The organism is Aeromonas sp. S11(2024) (genome assembly GCF_041402345.1).
Taxonomy (GTDB): Bacteria; Pseudomonadota; Gammaproteobacteria; order Enterobacterales; family Aeromonadaceae; genus Aeromonas; species Aeromonas veronii.
The window spans coordinates 210,748-227,497 of the sequence record NZ_JBGLRC010000004.1 but is presented as its reverse complement, the minus strand read 5'-3'; the positions used below and the strand labels follow the sequence as shown (position 1 = coordinate 227,497).

The 16,750-nt window shown below is 42.3% G+C and carries 14 protein-coding genes; 8 read left to right on the top strand and 6 right to left on the bottom strand.

Annotated features, from left to right (window positions below):
- Positions 1–36 precede the first annotated feature (36 nt).
- From ACB040_RS05825 to ACB040_RS05815, 3 genes are all read right to left on the bottom strand, one after another.
- Positions 37–1,917, bottom strand: a complete 1,881-nt coding sequence (locus ACB040_RS05825) for a hypothetical protein (protein ID WP_371153478.1) — start codon at positions 1,915–1,917, stop codon at positions 37–39.
- A gap of 68 nt (positions 1,918–1,985) precedes the next feature.
- Entirely contained in the window at positions 1,986–2,393 is a 408-nt protein-coding gene (locus ACB040_RS05820) for an H-NS family nucleoid-associated regulatory protein (RefSeq protein ID WP_216961655.1), read from the bottom strand.
- A gap of 600 nt (positions 2,394–2,993) precedes the next feature.
- Complete coding sequence (locus tag ACB040_RS05815; protein WP_042032933.1) at positions 2,994–3,185, bottom strand: hypothetical protein; 192 nt, start codon at positions 3,183–3,185, stop codon at positions 2,994–2,996.
- A 12-nt stretch (positions 3,186–3,197) separates the two neighbouring features.
- Here ACB040_RS05815 and ACB040_RS05810 point away from each other — a divergent pair, with 12 nt between their 5' ends.
- On the top strand, positions 3,198–3,749 hold the full coding sequence (locus ACB040_RS05810; RefSeq protein WP_201976755.1) for an antitoxin Xre/MbcA/ParS toxin-binding domain-containing protein: 552 nt from the start codon (positions 3,198–3,200) through the stop codon (positions 3,747–3,749).
- A gap of 372 nt (positions 3,750–4,121) precedes the next feature.
- Here ACB040_RS05810 and ACB040_RS05805 read toward each other — a convergent pair whose 3' ends face one another.
- Positions 4,122–5,687, bottom strand: coding sequence for a diguanylate cyclase (locus ACB040_RS05805; RefSeq protein ID WP_371153481.1), 1,566 nt, complete (start codon positions 5,685–5,687; stop codon positions 4,122–4,124).
- 836 nt (positions 5,688–6,523) lie between these two features.
- Here ACB040_RS05805 and ACB040_RS05800 point away from each other — a divergent pair.
- The 3 genes from ACB040_RS05800 (at position 6,524) to ACB040_RS05790 (ending at position 9,641) form a co-directional block, all read left to right on the top strand.
- Positions 6,524–7,483 carry a sensor domain-containing diguanylate cyclase gene (locus ACB040_RS05800; protein ID WP_245131223.1) on the top strand — a complete coding sequence of 320 codons (960 nt, stop codon included), beginning with the start codon at positions 6,524–6,526 and terminating at the stop codon, positions 7,481–7,483.
- A 188-nt stretch (positions 7,484–7,671) separates the two neighbouring features.
- Positions 7,672–8,424: a hypothetical protein gene (locus tag ACB040_RS05795; protein ID WP_107683372.1), complete on the top strand. Its 753-nt coding sequence runs from the start codon at positions 7,672–7,674 to the stop codon at positions 8,422–8,424.
- A 257-nt stretch (positions 8,425–8,681) separates the two neighbouring features.
- Positions 8,682–9,641 (top strand): sensor domain-containing diguanylate cyclase, encoded by a 960-nt coding sequence (locus ACB040_RS05790; protein WP_123172652.1) that lies wholly within the window; start codon positions 8,682–8,684, stop codon positions 9,639–9,641.
- Between the two features lie 113 nt (positions 9,642–9,754).
- Here ACB040_RS05790 and ACB040_RS05785 read toward each other — a convergent pair whose 3' ends face one another.
- Complete coding sequence (locus ACB040_RS05785; RefSeq protein ID WP_052200038.1) at positions 9,755–10,417, bottom strand: response regulator; 663 nt, start codon at positions 10,415–10,417, stop codon at positions 9,755–9,757.
- A 125-nt stretch (positions 10,418–10,542) separates the two neighbouring features.
- On the bottom strand, positions 10,543–12,069 hold the full coding sequence (norR, locus tag ACB040_RS05780) for a nitric oxide reductase transcriptional regulator NorR (protein WP_047437273.1): 1,527 nt from the start codon (positions 12,067–12,069) through the stop codon (positions 10,543–10,545).
- A 170-nt stretch (positions 12,070–12,239) separates the two neighbouring features.
- Here norR and norV point away from each other — a divergent pair, with 170 nt between their 5' ends.
- From norV to ACB040_RS05760, 4 genes are all read left to right on the top strand, one after another.
- Positions 12,240–13,721, top strand: a complete 1,482-nt coding sequence (gene norV / locus ACB040_RS05775) for an anaerobic nitric oxide reductase flavorubredoxin (RefSeq protein ID WP_371153485.1) — start codon at positions 12,240–12,242, stop codon at positions 13,719–13,721.
- Positions 13,718–14,887 carry an NADH:flavorubredoxin reductase NorW gene (gene norW / locus ACB040_RS05770; protein ID WP_042024864.1) on the top strand — a complete coding sequence of 390 codons (1,170 nt, stop codon included), beginning with the start codon at positions 13,718–13,720 and terminating at the stop codon, positions 14,885–14,887. The genes norV and norW overlap by 4 nt, the downstream gene beginning before the upstream one ends.
- Positions 14,888–14,949: 62 nt before the next feature.
- Positions 14,950–15,291, top strand: coding sequence for a DUF1971 domain-containing protein (locus tag ACB040_RS05765; RefSeq protein WP_017408673.1), 342 nt, complete (start codon positions 14,950–14,952; stop codon positions 15,289–15,291).
- A 108-nt stretch (positions 15,292–15,399) separates the two neighbouring features.
- Positions 15,400–16,617: a 4Fe-4S binding protein gene (locus ACB040_RS05760; protein ID WP_371153488.1), complete on the top strand. Its 1,218-nt coding sequence runs from the start codon at positions 15,400–15,402 to the stop codon at positions 16,615–16,617.
- The last annotated feature ends 133 nt before the right edge of the window (positions 16,618–16,750 follow it).

The following is a 16,750-nucleotide window of genomic DNA, read 5'->3' as shown; positions in this document are numbered from 1 at the left end:
CTTATAATAAATGGCTAGGCCATTTGGCAGAAAATGCTATCCATTAACAGTAGAAAAGGCATCTCTTACATGTTTCACTATCACAGCATCTTGAGAAACTAGATGATTTAGACTCGATAACTTAATATATACCGGATTGTTTATTAAGTCAGAGTTGCGAGTATACATTTCAAGTGCTTTAATCGCCCATCCACCCAGTGATATATAGCCAGCCCCCATAACATTTGAGTATTCCATTACAGCCCCAGCAGCTGCGGGAATAAATGCACCAGCAAAATCCAGAGATGCTACTCTCGTTTGATTTTTTTCAATCCTTTGTATTTCTTTGTTTAAGCAGTAGAGCTTTTCTGTTCTTTGTTCCTCACTAAGCCTAGAAAACTCACCTATAATTTTTGGTAGAGTTCTAATAAGACTGCGTGATAATGCATCATCGAGTTCCAGTACGCTCATGTCATTATTAACTGCAAACACTTTACTCAAAATTGTCGATATCTCAGACTCTCGTATGGTTTGTGATGTACTAACAACTCCGTTATATAAGCCACTAATAATTTGGCAAGCATTAACCTCTGAGTAACCACTAGAGTCGAATGGAAAGTGATGGGCCTTTAATCCTTGGGAAAACTCGTAGCTAGAGCTCGCACTAGATAATTCTATAGTATAGTCTTTTCCTTTTTCTTTAAATCCCATTATGGCCATTCCAGATAGTCCCAAATAATGTGCACCTACCGCACCTTCTTTATTTGTAATATACTCTCCGAATTGCCATTGTGCCGAAAGCATATCCGCTAGTCGCTGCAATCCTATATTTCCAGAACGAGAGCAGTGGTGAACGAAATTATATTGTTCATCACTCGAAAAAGTAGTCCCAACAACACCACTCTTTTCTTGGATACCTTGAATGGTTGCTGCGGCTAAACGTCTAGAGAAAATAATAGAATTAGGATTAACTGAAATGATATCAAGGAGCAAGGATTGAGAATACCTAGCGAGATTTTGTGGGACAACAAATAATAATCGCCCACGAAAAATCAATTCACGCAACTCAAACCTATTAATTTTAAACATTTCATAAAAATGCTCATTGGACTGCTCAAGCGGCAATGCGATAACCACCTGTTCATATAGCGTCAAATAGACCCTAATATTTAGACGAGAGAAAACTGATGCATCAACAAAACAGCGTGTTCCGATTTTATCAAAACCAGGCAATAAGTAACTCGCTGCCGAATCAGAATGATTCCCACTAAAAATAAAATGTCGATTCTCAAGCCAAAAGTCTTCATCTTCTTCATAGCATGCAAGTAATTCTTTTGGGAATTGCTTATGAATCAGTCCGCTAGCAGCCAATAATAAGTTGCCATTTTGATTTGGTTTATAGTGAACTTCGCCAGGGTAGTCCTTTATTCTATCATTGTGTATAAATACGTAATCATACCCTTGATAACCAAGAGACTCACATATCAACTGAATTTCTTCCTTGTCACTTTCTGTGAAATTACATTTTAAGGTAATCTGGAACTTGTTAGTCCCATACTTAAAGTCAACGTAGAATGGATGATATTTTTTAGGAATATGTAAATTCAGTTCATTAATTGTTTCGTGCATATTCATAGGATGACCATGAAGATGACTTTTCTCAATTGAATTTCGCAGCGCTATAGGCTTATAGCTATCTAAGATCTCCCCAACAATTTTTGCGGCTGGAATTCCAGCTGTTTTAAAATGATGATACTGCTGACTTAGCTCCTCTAGAAGCTCCTTGTTACTGTTTACTTCTAGTATCACAGCAAATAATAAATCACCATCTGTAAACAATCCCTTATGTGTATATTTATGAGTGTCAAACCTAAATCTCTCATAGTCATGACGGATCACATCCATTATTGGAAGACTATAAGGAAAGCTATCACTCATAATTAACCTCTACACATATCTATGGTAGCTAGAAAGAGCCCATACCACACAGGCATGGGCTCTCAGCATTAGATCAGGAAATCTTCCAGAGTCTTGCCAGCCGCAACAGCTTCTGCGATAGCCTTAGGCATGCGCCCCTGACCCGTCCAGGTCTTCTCCTGACCGTTTTCGGTGTACTTGTATTTTGCAGGACGAGGAGCGCGTTTGGCTTTAGCTGAACCCTCAGATTTCGCTGGAGCCGCAGTGCCAACCAGCTCGCTCGGATCGATGCCAGCGTCTTTCAGCATCGCGGTAAACTCAGCCAATTTTTGCAGGCGCTCGGCAGATTCCTCTCTCAATTTGGTTTCTTGCTGCTCACGCTCAGCAAAAACCTCATCAAATTTTTCTTTAACTTCGACCAGTTGCTCAAATGACAACTCACGCAATGCAGCTCGCAGACTACGGATATTCAACAAGGTTTTCAAAAAATCGTTCATTTTTATCCTCATGTATCACATTTTTATATCAGTGAAATTATCTCTCAACCCCAGTATTAGCACCACTGTTTTTGGCACCAAGACGATTATAGAAATAGCATTATTCAAAAAGACGTGAGCGAAATCGCGTTTGGAGTCGCTTGGTGACCAAGCTCCAATCTTATATGAAACTATGTAGCCAAAAATTAAATCTAGGTGGTAGTGAGCGTTGAGACCACCTCACCAGATGAGCCGATGAACGATCTTGATCGGCTCACGAAATGAGCCGATAGGACAATATCATTGGCTCACAGAATGAGTCGATGATAAGAAATTTTAGATTTGCCCCTTGAGGATCCAGACACTTCGCCCCTCTTAACTTAAGAGGTAGTCTTGGATGACTAGGCCACTACACATCCATGTCTCCAGAAAGCAAAAAACCCCGCAACGAGGCAGGGTTTCAGCATTTTTTTCAACTTCGCACTCAGGGTAGCGACTCTCCCTTGTTTCAACTTCGCACTTAGGGTAGCGACTCTCCCTATGTCTTGATTTTATGAGAAGGTGAAGCCGCTAGTCAACATTATTACTGGCATAACCAGCATTGAGCACTCATTTGATATGTTATTTTTGGATGTCTTTGCACTCAAATTTTGGAGGTGTTTTCCAACCTGTAACGCGCCCGCTGCGTTTGTTGATCCTGCGGTATTCATTCCCCAACAGGATTTCCCATTCAGAGCCGTTCTCCGATAGAACCTGAAAAGTAGTCCCCAGCTCAATGCCTAAACCTGGTTCAGTACAGACCAACTCGGTCATCAGCCCTCCTCAATGCAGGGGCATTTGGTTGTTAATTTTCCACTCAAAACGACAGTTTGGGGTAGGATAGCTCATGAGAGGTCGTGTTTGTACAATGAGGAGTGCTACATGATGCCCTATGCAACCTATCATCCTAGTAGTGACGCAGTTACTCCGAACCGTCTCCTAGAAGGTCTTGGTATTCCTCGTGACCCACTAGGAGCACATCTATGGATCGTGGCTGGCGTTGCTCCTGGCATCATTCATCGACTGGCTGAATTGATGAGTGCAGACATAGGTTTGATATGCCGCTTAGCAGGCATTAGCCGCCACACTGTTGCTCGCAAGCTGAGGATTGGGGCTCCCCTATCAATCTCTCAGGGTGCCAGGGTATACGGCGTTGTACAGGCCCTCAATGCGGCACTATCCCTCAACAAGAACGATACTGCCAAGGCGTTGTCATGGATAAACAGACCAGCCTGGGGCCTCGGTGGCGTGGCTCCAGCCACATTGCTGAATACACCGATGGGGGTTCAGGCTGTTGTGAATTTGGTGGGGCGGATTCAGCATGGGGTGTGCAACTAAATCGAGGGTTCTGATAGGCGAATCCCCACAGAATGCTTCAAAAACAACCAATCTCATCATTTTTTGAAATTTATTTCATTTACCCCACTTGAAAAATTCGGAAAACTGTCCATTTACTAATTATGAGAGCTTCAATGAAATTTAAGCCGCTCACCATTATTCCGCTGCTACGCAGCGAAGATAAACCAGTTTTGTACACCCACGGCTATTATTTCATCAATAAACACTCATAATTGAAGGTCATAACAATCTAATAACGAATTCTATCGAAGGAGATACCCTTACAATAACTGGTTAAATTAGTGCCTAAGGCACTGAATAGTAAAACTTCAATTTATTTCTTGCATATATATCAATCATATGGGATTCACGCTACATGGTGTCATGAAGAGTAGTTATTGATATGCACTCGTAAATTCGATTCTTACCATCGCGTTTAGCGTTGTAAACCTGAATGTCAGCTGCATTTATAAGCTCTTTTGCACTAATATCTTTTTTACTAACAGCAACCCCACCACTGAGTGTTACTCGAAGAGCATCTTCACGCCAGTCCAGATGCTCAACACCATGCCTTAATGCCTCCAGTAAAGATATCGCTAAGTTCCCTGAGCCCACTTCAAACAATACAGCTAATTCTTCTCCACCATATCGACAGAACCAGCCATACTCATAAAAAATTGAATTTCCAAGTTTCGCTACTCTTTTTAATACAGAGTCACCAGTTTGGTGTCCGAACGTATCGTTCACTTTTTTAAAGTCATCTAAATCTAACAGTGCTAAATAAAATGGCTCTTGCTTTTTTAATAGCTGAGAAAGCTTTATGTCAAAAAATCTACGGTTGTATAAACCTGTCAGTTGGTCAACATTAGCCTGTAAGCGAGCTTCTGATAATTCATGTGTCGATTTTGCCACTTCGTCATACACATGTGATAACTCAACCATTCTATTCTTAGGTGATTTTAATGAATTGTTACGACTTGACCTTATAACATTGTATAGCTCATTGAGCATGCGTTGAAAATAACGAGACCATGACAATGCGAGTAACAAATAAAGGATGCATGTTAGCGCGATGACACCTTGAACATTAAGCGACACACTCTCAATGACACCTTGTAATGTAGATTCTGGAACAACACTAACCAAGATCCAGTCTTGACCATCGACTTTGTTATATGCCACAAACATCCCAGATTCTTTATCATGGAATACGCCTTTTTCTTTTGTGAACTTTGAAAGCCAGGTCATATCTTTCATGGGAGTAAACATTAGTTCTTTATCAGGATGAACTAGCATCTTACCAGCCCCATTCACCAACATCTGATACCCAGCATCTTGCTTATAATTAAGCCACTTTGATATAGGTTGAAGTAATGTATCAATTGAAAAGACACCAACTAACTTCCCTGTCGGGTCTTCAATTGTTTTAGCTAATGAGAGGGATAGCGTTCCGTAAATGTAGTCATAATATGGTTCAGTCCAAACCATCTTGCCTTTATTTTTAACGGCAAGTTGATACCATGGCCTTATGCGTGGGTTAAAATTTGAGTCTGGTTGCCATTCAGGATGAACAAGCAATTGTCGATGCTCTGTGCCAACATAGATGTATTGTAGCCCAGCAGTTTCCTGATAACGCCGCCAGTCGTGTAAGTATTCAGATTGATGCGTGATCTTATTATTTATAAAGTCTTTATAATCAACCTTGCGATAGATAAGCTCAAACTGTGTTGTGAGGGTATCAAGATATGGCTTAATCAAAACATTATGAAGTTGATCATTCTTGGATACTAACTGTTGCTGTAAATCACGTTGCAGAGTGACGGTCATATGATAGTAATAAATGGCCCCGAGAATTAATATGGGGACGAAAAGCAGAACTAACCCAAGACGCATGCGGGAAATCAATGACCATGTTTTCCACTGGGTTTTATCACTCATTACACAGACATCCTGTCTGAAAAAATCTGATGGGCTAACCATACCAGAAAGCTTTAAATGAGCCCATCATTGTGATCACCCTCCTCGAACCTGAACGAGCCCCTCAGGACGACTTGCTCGATAACTACTTACTACCGTTCATACAATCTGAACGTTAAGGTTTGTCTACGATGAAGACGATGGCCTGAGCTTTAAAGTCATAAGTGTCTGAATATATTATATTTTCAATGGTATGTGTCACACTGCATCAAATTTATAGTAACAATAGCCAAAGCCCCGAACACATCTACAGAGACACCTTCAGGCACAGTGTTCAGATCTAATCGCCTGGCCTCCCCAAACAACCTAGTGGTGTGCTGTTCGAGAATCTCATCCAGCTCTAAAGATGAGATGGATCTTCTCCAGCGAGGGTGAGCCTTAAAGTCCTCTATAACGCAGTGTTGCAAGCATAAATGTGGGACTTCGACCCACCCGCCTGAGTCAACGGAGGTATGTACCTTGGCTTGAAAAATGACTCTGACCATCGTGAAACATCCAGATGCAAAAACTGGGAGACTTGATGATATGAGGTTAGTTCATTAATGACAAACAAGTTAACTGCGGAATGGCTTTTTGCTAGGATGGTCGAATAAAACTAGGGGGATTCTAGGCGAGCTCTTGTTTGTCGAGCGAGCGACAACCACGCTACCAAGAGTGCAAACACTGCTCCTGTCATCAAAGATGAGATGGCTCGAAATCATAGGTCTACCTACTGTAATATACTGTCAGTACATCAGATCTACAGATGCACAGTATATGTTGGCAGCGTACAGTGCCCACACAACAAGGAGATGTTGATGCAAAGCCCTGTAGTACCGGATAACGAACCGCTTCGCTTAGACGCATTGCGCCGTTTAGCGATACTTGATAGCCCCGCAGAGGAGCGTTTTGACCGGATTACCAGGATGGCTCGCAACATGTTTGATGTGCCCATCGCATTGGTTTCATTGGTGGATGAAAACAGACAGTGGTTCAAGTCATGTTGTGGGTTGCCGGTATTGGAGACACCGCGAGACATTTCTTTTTGTGGTCATGCAATTCTCGGTGAAGAACTGTTTGTAGTTGAAGACGCGGCCCAAGATCCACGATTTTCTGACAACCCCTTAGTCACGGGGGAACCACACATTCGCTTCTATGCAGGCCATCCACTAGAAGTTGGGAACGGTTTGAAGCTGGGTACATTGTGCATCATAGACTCTAAACCCAGGGGTTTTAGCCCACGAGACCAAGCGCTGTTAGCTGATTTGGCATCCATGGTTGAGAGTGAGTTACAAGCCGTTCAGAGAGCAACCATAGATGAATTGACGGGGATAACTAACCGTAGAGGATTCATGCTGCTCGCCGAAAAAAGTTTGAAATATGCATTTCGTGTAAAACACCCAGCGGCCTTACTTTTTTTAGATCTAAATCACTTCAAACTAATTAACGATAAGTTTGGTCATGACATTGGCGATGACGCGTTGCGACATATGGCCGAGTTGTTATGCCGAGTATTCCGCGATGCTGATATATTCGCTCGCCTTGGTGGGGATGAATTCGTTGTCCTTTTACCTGGCACTGGTAGTGAACATTGTCAGAGAATTAAAGAGCGGCTGAATCATGCAATAGATGACTTCAATAGTCATAGTGGTAAGCCATACCAGTTGTCATGCTCCTTAGGAATTGTTATTTACGATGCTAGTATTCCACCTGATTTAGATCAACTACTCCGGCAAGCAGATGAGGAGATGTATGTATGCAAAGGGCAGCGTTCATAATAGGCATCGATTCATTCTATGTCGTTCGGCGTTGTAACTCTAGATACAGGGCGTGCGAGTAATCTTTAAAGTTAAATATGTAAATATTACAAAGCAATCCAGTAGTCATCATATATTTTTCATTTAAAAATGAAGAAAGTTTAATTTTGAGCTATATAGAGCGTATGATATGTCAATGTGAGATCTATATGTTTTCACAAAACCTTATAAAAAACATATTTTATATTTTTTTCATTATATTCTCGCTAGGTGTAAGTGCTGTTGAAAACACTATAGTTTTGGTGAGTTCAGATGACACCTTCAAATCAAGGTATGGATGTTGGCTTCATAATATTTACAGCGAGGCATTCTCCAGACTAGGATATAAACTAATTTATCGTGGCGTTCCTGGTGGACGAGCCCCAATTCTGGCTGAGAATGGAAGTGTCGATGGAGAGATACATCGACCATTAGAATATCAGCAACAAACAAAAAATATGATTAGAGTGAACGAGTCACATTTTTATGTGACTATCGAGGCATATGTATATGATAAAAAGTTAGAATTTAATTCTTGGGATGACTTAAACAAAGATGGTTTAAAGATTGAGTTTAGAAGAGGTTCTAAGCGCGCAGGAGAGGTTCTCTCAAAGTTGATTAAACCATCTTTACTTACTGATGTGAATACGACAGAACAGGGATTGAAAAAACTGATAAAAGGGCGTACAGATATATTTATTGAGCAAACCCTTGTATTTGATAAAAACAAAAAAGACCTACTTGAAAGCTCACCAGAATACGAAAAAGTACATTCGGCTGGCGTTGTAGATAAATTAGAAGGCTATGCCTATCTTAATAATAGGCATTTTACGCTAGCACAAAGATTAGCCTCTACGCTAAACATGATGAAAGTGGAAAATAAGATTGAACAGTTGAAAGATAAATATTGCTACCATGATTAACTAGAAATATTTTTTGCCGCGCATTGTAATATCATCCTCCATGGTCTCCCCTTAGCCGCAAGGCTTCCATTGAGGCCGCTCATGATGTGATGCTGGCTTGGTCTCCTGTCGAGTTGAATCCCATGCGAGAAGCTAATGTGTTAACGATCACACTACAACTAAAATCCGTCATATGTAATGCTACATTCCATTCTGTTGCATCTCAAAGAATGCCATACTATTTGCGTTTAAAACCGATATGAAAAAAGGAAGCAAGGATGCAACCTCTTCATGAAACCTCAGATCCCGACTTTCTACGCCTAGATGCGTTACGCCGTCTTCAAGCACTTGATTCCCCTACAGAGGAACGTTTCATTCGTATAACAAGGATGGCTCGTAATATTTTTGACGTGCCTATTGCCCTAATATCCTTTGAAGATAATGAGCATGGATGGGCTAAACCTTGTTATGGTCTAAACATGCATGAACCACTTCCGAATATCTCCTTTTGTAAAAAAGGGTTTCTCACAAAGAGCATGCTTGTTATAGAGGATACAACTCAAGATCCCCTATATGCTGAGAATCCGATGGTTATTGGGGAGCCATATATTCGCTTCTATGCTGGACACTCATTAGTCATAACGAATGGACTGCACATTGGTTCCTTGTGCATTATAGATCGGAAGCCAAGGGTTTTTGGTGACAAAGAGAGACTTTTATTTACTGACTTAGCATCTACAGTTGAGAGCGAGTTACGTGCTGTACAAATGGCTACAATAGATGAACTTACTGGGATCACTAATAGACGAGGGTTTATTCTTTTAGCTGAGAAATATTTGCAGCATGCATTTAGAACAAAGAGAAGTCTTTCATTATTGTTTATCGATTTGAATAATTTTAAATCGATAAACGATCGCTTTGGTCATGATGTGGGAGATGATGCATTGTGCCAAGCTGCCAGACTAATAAATATGGTTTTTAGAAACTCTGATATTTGTGCAAGATTAGGTGGTGATGAATATGTAGTTTTAGTTCCTGAGACAAACAATGAGTATTTACAATATATGCGTAGTAGGATAAATATCTCATTTGATGAATTCAACTTACACAGCGGTAAAGCCTACACCCTATCTTGCTCAGTAGGTATAGTGAGCTATAATCCCACGACTCCACCAGATCTAAACATGTTACTTCGATTAGCAGATGACGAAATGTATCGTTGCAAGCAAGATGGATAAATTAGATGCTAGCCATGGGTAAATTAATTATGTGTTCTCAGCAGGAGATTAATGAGTTACAATGATAAGAGCAACATGAACTTTTTTATCTGTGCTCATTCAGATTATTAAATCTACTTAATAGTTCTGTTGTGCGCCCATATAGTGACGGCGACTCTTGATTTTAGATTAAGTTTTCTTAAAATATTTTTCACATGTATTTTTACAGTCCCTGGTGATATGAATAAAAGTTTGGATATAACTTTATTCGAGTGGCCCTCAGCAAGAAGCTTTACTACATCAATTTCCCTATGGCTTAATGATTCGATAATGCCAACATTTATTTCTGATGATAAACTTAACATGAGTTTATTTTTTGGCTGAGGGCTTTCAACTGATGCATCTGCACATATACTCTTAATGTAGCTGATTAAATCAAGCGGTTCAATATCTTTTAAAAGATATCCATTTGCTCCGAACCTAAACGCTTCTACAACATCAATTTCCAAATCTGACTCGGTGAAGATAACGACCTTGCTTTTTATTTTCTTTGCTCTGATTCTCTTCAGCGTTTCTAATCCATTAAGCACTGGCATTTGAAGGTCAAGCAATATTAAATCTGGTTCATATTCTACTGCCAGATCTAATCCTTCTTTACCATTGCCAGCCTCTGCAATTACCTTCATAAGGTGATCTGTTGAGAGTGTAGCTTTGACTCCTGCCCGCAATATAGCGTGGTCATCTACAAGCAATACTTTTAATGCTTGCATTTCTTCGATTGAAACTTTGTTATCCATAACTACATTCTCAATACCATGCTAGCGTCACATTACACCATACGCGCATAAAAAACACTATAAATCAACACGTTAACCAATATGCAGGATGCAACTCTATAATGGCCCATAGCTATGTATCTTTATCATTTTAACCCCAGTCGTTTGGCTAGACGATGTAAGTTACCACAATCAATGTCTAAGGCTCGTGCTGTTGCAGCCCAATTATCATTATGATCTGCTAGTACCTTTTTAATTAACGCAGACTGAAATGCATCAGTTGATGCTCTCAAACCCATTTGGTTACTAGCGAAGTCATCCATATTTTCGGTAGGACTTATGCCAGATTGAGGCATTGGTGGTATAGCTATACTGAAATGATGGGTTGCAAGCGTCAGAACCGGACTTCGTTGCTCTGCTCTAGCCAATACGGCACCACGATGAATGGCATGCTCCAGTTCGCGCACATTACCAGGCCAGTCATAGCCCTTCAAAAGATGCAGTGCTTGAGGTTGGATCCGCAGTTGCTCTAACCCCATACTCACTCGACAGCACTCGCAAAAGTAACCAGCCAGCAAGGAGATATCATCCTCTCTGTCTCTCAAGGCTGGTACATGTATAGGGAAAACACTCAGGCGATGATAGAGGTCTGCTCGAAACTCGCCATCGATGACCGCTTTCTTCAAGTCTCGATTCGTTGCAGCAAGCACACGTACATTGACTTTTAGTGGAGTGTCATCACCAATCCGCTGCAAGTCTCCATATTGAATGACACGTAGCAATTTTGCCTGCAATGATAAGGATAATTCACCAATTTCATCCAGGAACAATGTGCCCTTATCCGCTAGTTCAAATTTACCCGCACGGTTATGAATAGCGCCTGTAAACGCTCCCTTCACATGTCCAAATAGTTCACTCTCTGCTACGGATTCCGGTAGAGCTGCGCAATTGAGATATACCAATTTGCGATCTGCACGTGGCGAGCCAAGATGTACAGCTTTTGCTATTAACTCCTTACCTACACCCGTTTCGCCCAAAATCAGGACGTTTAAATCAGTATTAGCAACTATATCTACCTCATGCTTTAGCTGCTGCATCGCCTGAGAATGCCCGATTATCTCGAACCTATCTGCACCTGTTGGTGTTGAAGGTATTAATGGCTCACTGCTCTGGCGAGCTAAACGCTCTAGTAGTAATGAGTTACTTAACGCCGCTGCCGCTAGCGCACCAACTAAACGCAACTCTTCATCGCTAATGTCATCAAACTGGGCAGGATTCATTCCATCGATGGTCAATGCACCAATCAAGACTTGATCGGAGAACAAAGGTAAACCAACACAAGCATGCACCTTAAATTCTGCATGATCAGGGATCAAGCCATCATAGGGGTCTGGCAAGTTACTATCTGCCGGAAAGCGTACTACGTCACCAGCACGAGCAATTGCCTCCATGCGTGGGTGCTCCTTGATGGCGAAACGGCGTCCTAATACGTCCTGCATTAAGCCATCGATGGCGAGCGGGATGAACTGGCCTCCTTCGTACCGTAGCAAGGCTGACGCATCTGAGTTCAGTAGGCTGCGAATACTCTGGATAAGGCGGTGGAATCTGTCTTGATGTGAAATCCCCAGCTGTATGTCTATAGCAATACGAGCCAAACTGTCTGTCGAAATCATCGTTAGTGTCCAAATGACATTAATGCTGTCATTTAAACAATATCAACGCTATGTCATTTTAACAAATCAATAAATTAAATCTCATAAAAACAATAAGTTATGGGTTGGCATGTTAGCTGCAATAGTTGATATCAAGAAATACCAACTATTACATACTGAGGAATTGCCAGATGACCATTCATGTCAAAAACAACATTCACTGGGTCGGCCAACGGGACTGGGAAGTTCGAGATTTTCATGGTACTGAGTACAAGACAAACAAGGGGACGAGCTACAACAGCTATCTCATCCGTGAAGGGAAGAACGTGCTGATTGATACAGTCGATCATAAGTTCAGCCGAGAGTTCGTTCAAAACCTTGCAGCAGAGATCGACCTTAACCTTATCGATTATGTGGTGATCAACCATGCTGAGGAAGATCACGCAGGGGCACTGACCGAATTGATGGCTCGTATCCCAGGCACTCCGATTTACTGCACTCACAACGCTATCGACTCAATCACGGGACACCATCATCATCCTGAATGGAACTTCCATCCAGTCAAAACAGGCGACAGTCTCGACATCGGTAATGGCAAGCAGCTGGTGTTCATTGAAACACCTATGCTGCACTGGCCCGACAGCATGATGACCTACATGACTGAGGACGCAGTGTTGTTTTCTAACGATGCCTTCGGTCAACACTATTGTGATGAGCATCTGTTCAATGACGAAGTAGATCAAACCGAATTGATGGAGCAGTGCCAACGGTACTACGCAAATATCCTCACCCCATTCAGCCCACTTGTGACAGCTAAAATCAAAGAGGTGCTTGGATTCAACCTGCCAGTAAGCATGGTGGCAACCTCCCACGGTATTGTCTGGCGTGAGGATCCGACCCAAATTATTCTCAAGTATCTGGAGTGGGCAGACCACTACCAAGAAGATCGTATCACCCTGTTCTATGACTCGATGTCAAACAACACCCGTATGATGGCCGATGCCATCGCACAGGGTATTCACGAAGTTGACCCTGGGGTCGCAGTCAAGATCTACAACGTAGCCCGCCACGATAAGAACGAGATCCTGACACAAGTGTTCCGCTCCAAGGGAATACTCGTGGGCTCATCCACAATGAACAACGTCATGATGCCTAAGGTGGCAGGCATGCTGGAGGAGATAACTGGCCTGCGCTTTAGAAACAAGCGTGCTTCTGCATTCGGCAGTTACGGCTGGACTGGTGGTGCAGTAGATCGTATCCAGACCCGATTGATGGATGCAGGCTTTGATATCAGCATTTCTCTGAAAGCCAAATGGCGACCAGATGGTTCTGCACTGGCAGAGTGCCGAGAGCATGGACGCCAGCTCGCTCGTCAATGGGCGTTACATCCTATTGAGGTGCCTCGCCCAGAAAAAGCAGCCCATCAAGTGCCATTCACTGTTGATATCTCCCCTGGAGAGGAGACCACCCAGTCAGTTGTAGCCGGAGTAGACGATGAGCAAGCAATGCTTTGCACAGTCTGCCAGTGGGTTTATGACCCCGCCTTAGGTGAACCGGATCAATTGGTTGCGGTTGGCACTCCCTGGAGCCTTGTACCGGAGAGTTTCCTTTGCCCTGGTTGCGGCATCGGCAAGGAGGTATTCGAACCATGCGCAGTGGAGGCATGTGTATGAGCGCATTAAATGAGCATTATGCTGGTTCCAGCCAGGATATAGTCATCATCGGTAGCGGCTTTGCCGCTCAGCAGTTGGTAAAAAGCTTGCGTAAATTAGATGGTGAAAGACCGATCCGTCTTATTACCGCTGATAATGGCAATGAATATAACAAACCGGACTTGAGTCATGTGGTCAGTCGTGGTTACACCGCCAGCGCAATGACAAAGTTGACGGGGGCTCAATTTGCTGAACAGCAACGTATCATTCTGTCACCTAATACGATTGTGCATAGCATTAGTCCGAATAACAAAATGGTACACACAAATAATGGCGATTTTTCTTATGGCCAGCTAGTGCTGGCAACTGGGGCCAGTTCTATACTGCCTCCCGTTCCCAACTCGGATAAAATGGTAACCCTCAATAGCCAAAATGATTATGCCAATGCCGAACAATTAATTAAGAATGCAAAACGCATTATGGTACTCGGAGCAGGTTTGATCGGCTGTGAGTTGGCTATGGATATGGTGGGCCAAGACCGAATTGTGACGCTTGTAGATCTGGCGGACAGCCCCCTAAGTACATTAATGCCAGCTGCATTGAGTCAACCGTTACTGCAAGCCTTACGGGAGCAGGGGGTTGACCTAAAACTTGGTCGAGGTATCAAGTCGATACAAAGAGGAGATGCCAACGAATCCTTTACGATAGAGCTCACTGACAGCAGTTTCAGTGAACAGGATCTTGTCATTTCAGCTATAGGTCTACAACCGAATCTATCCTTAGCGATGAATGCGGGACTGGCTGTAAGGCGTGGAATTGTAGTGGATGAATACCTGAGAACATCGAGTGAGCACATTTATGCGCTTGGTGATTGCGTTGAGTGGAAAGGTGAATTACGCCCCTTTTTGCAGCCAATTGTTCTCGGTGCCAATGCATTATCTAAAACTCTGATTGGTAAGCCAACACCACTAACGCTTCCTCCAATGCTAGTGAAGGTAAAAACACTTCAATATCCTTTGCAGTTAGCTGGTAGAACAAAAGGTACAGACCTTTCATGGCAGTTTAAGTGGAATAAAAATGGAATGGTCGCAGAAGCTCGCAGCGAGGATGGTGAAATGTGCGGCTTTGTCGTAGGTGGAGACCAAATGGGAGCTGCATTCCCACTTCTACGCCTTCTTTCTAGATGAATAATTGCTGGCTGAGCATATGCTCAGCCTTACTTAATTTCATAGATTATTAAGGATAAAACATGTCGCTACTGCATAGTATACCAGCTCATTGGGTTGTTCGCCGTTCAACCCCATTCTTTACAAATGAAAACGTACCACAGGCTCTATTAACCCATCACAATACAGCTGCTGGCGTATTCGGTCAGTTATGTGTAATGGAGGGGACGGTAACATATTACGGTTTTGCTGATGAAACAGCGGAGATACCTGAAATTACGCTTGTAATCCGAGCCGGAGAGTTTGCAACCAGCCCACCTCAGTATTGGCACAGGGTTGAACTGTCTGAAGATGCTAGATTCAATATCCATTTTTGGGCTGAAAACGTAAGCTCAGACACCCCACTCATTAAGACAAGAGAATAAATTACAATCTTGTCATCGCCACAAACTAGGCCAACTGCCCATCCAGATCAAAATGAATAACTGTAATGTTGTTTATGATTGGCTGTTTTTGCGATGGGAGTTGGCTAGATGAGTGGGATTGAAACCATAACCATGCTGAGTGGCTTGGTGTATCTGTTGTTGTTCCAGTGGCATGAGCGTTCAGGTTGGTCTTGGCAGCTGTTCCTGATGCTAACCGCCGCTGTATGGTTGACGGTAGCAGCCAAGCCACCACTAAGTAGTTTAATCGTGCTTGCTGTCGCTATTGTCATGCTTTATAGATATAAATTAATATCCGCATTTTATGATTCAAGAGATCAACAACTTCGTAGTTTAGTTAGATATTTCTTAGTTACATCGTGGGGATTTGTAACAATACAGTATGGTGTTTATATTTTTCAACTCCACCAGGGTGACCTACCTTGGCTGTCTAGACCTGATATCGTAGATGGCTTTCTACCTATAGCGGGCGGTCTTGGCTTGCGGGCGTTGTTGAGTTTGGGCATTACTGATTACCACCATCCAGCTGCAACAATCACAGTCTTGGTTATTTCCTTATCTGGACTCATTTTAGGTCGTGCCTTCTGCTCATGGTTTTGCCCTCTTGGGGTTGTCGGTGAATGGCTGCATCATTTTCGAAATTTGCTGCTACCAGGTGAGTGGGCTCCGCCAAAATGGCTAGACCTACTGCTCAAATCTCAAAAATTTCTAGTTCTATCATTTCTGATGTTCATAGTTATTCTTGCTGTTCCAAATGTTGCACTGCCAGGGTACTTGATGAGCCAGTATCACCAAGCTGCTGACATGAAAATGGGAGCCTTCTTTTTCAACTTGAACTTTATATCAGGTATTTTTTTTGTTTGGGTATTAAGTATCACGATGTTTTTCAAGCAAGGCTTCTGTAGATACCTATGCCCTTATGGTGGATGGCTTTCCTTGTTGGGGCTTCTGACACCATTACGTATTCGCAGGTCTTCCAGCAGCTGTTTACGAAGCAAGGGATACGATTGTGATAAATGCAGTAGAGCATGTCCATCAAGGATACTGGTTCATGAACTTATATCAGTCAGAAATATTGAGTGTACAAACTGTTTAACTTGTATCTCTGCATGCCCAAAACAAGCTAATGCGATTCATTTTGGTACTGCGAATAAAATGGTTTCAGCAAAAAATCTGCTTACAATGTTGTGTGTTTTACTTCTCTTAATGCCATTGTTTGCTCATATTATTTTCGATTTTTGGACAAGCAACACACCATTAGAACAACGCCGTTATCTATTGAATATTCTGCCGAGTCTTTCACATTAGAGTTGATGTTTTATCTCACAAAAGCATAAAGAATAAATAAGAGAAATTGATGTAACAAGGTGTATCGAGGTTAGATTTCGATAGTTGGTATATTAACTTAGATAGCGTTATGGTATATGTATTCAATGGATAG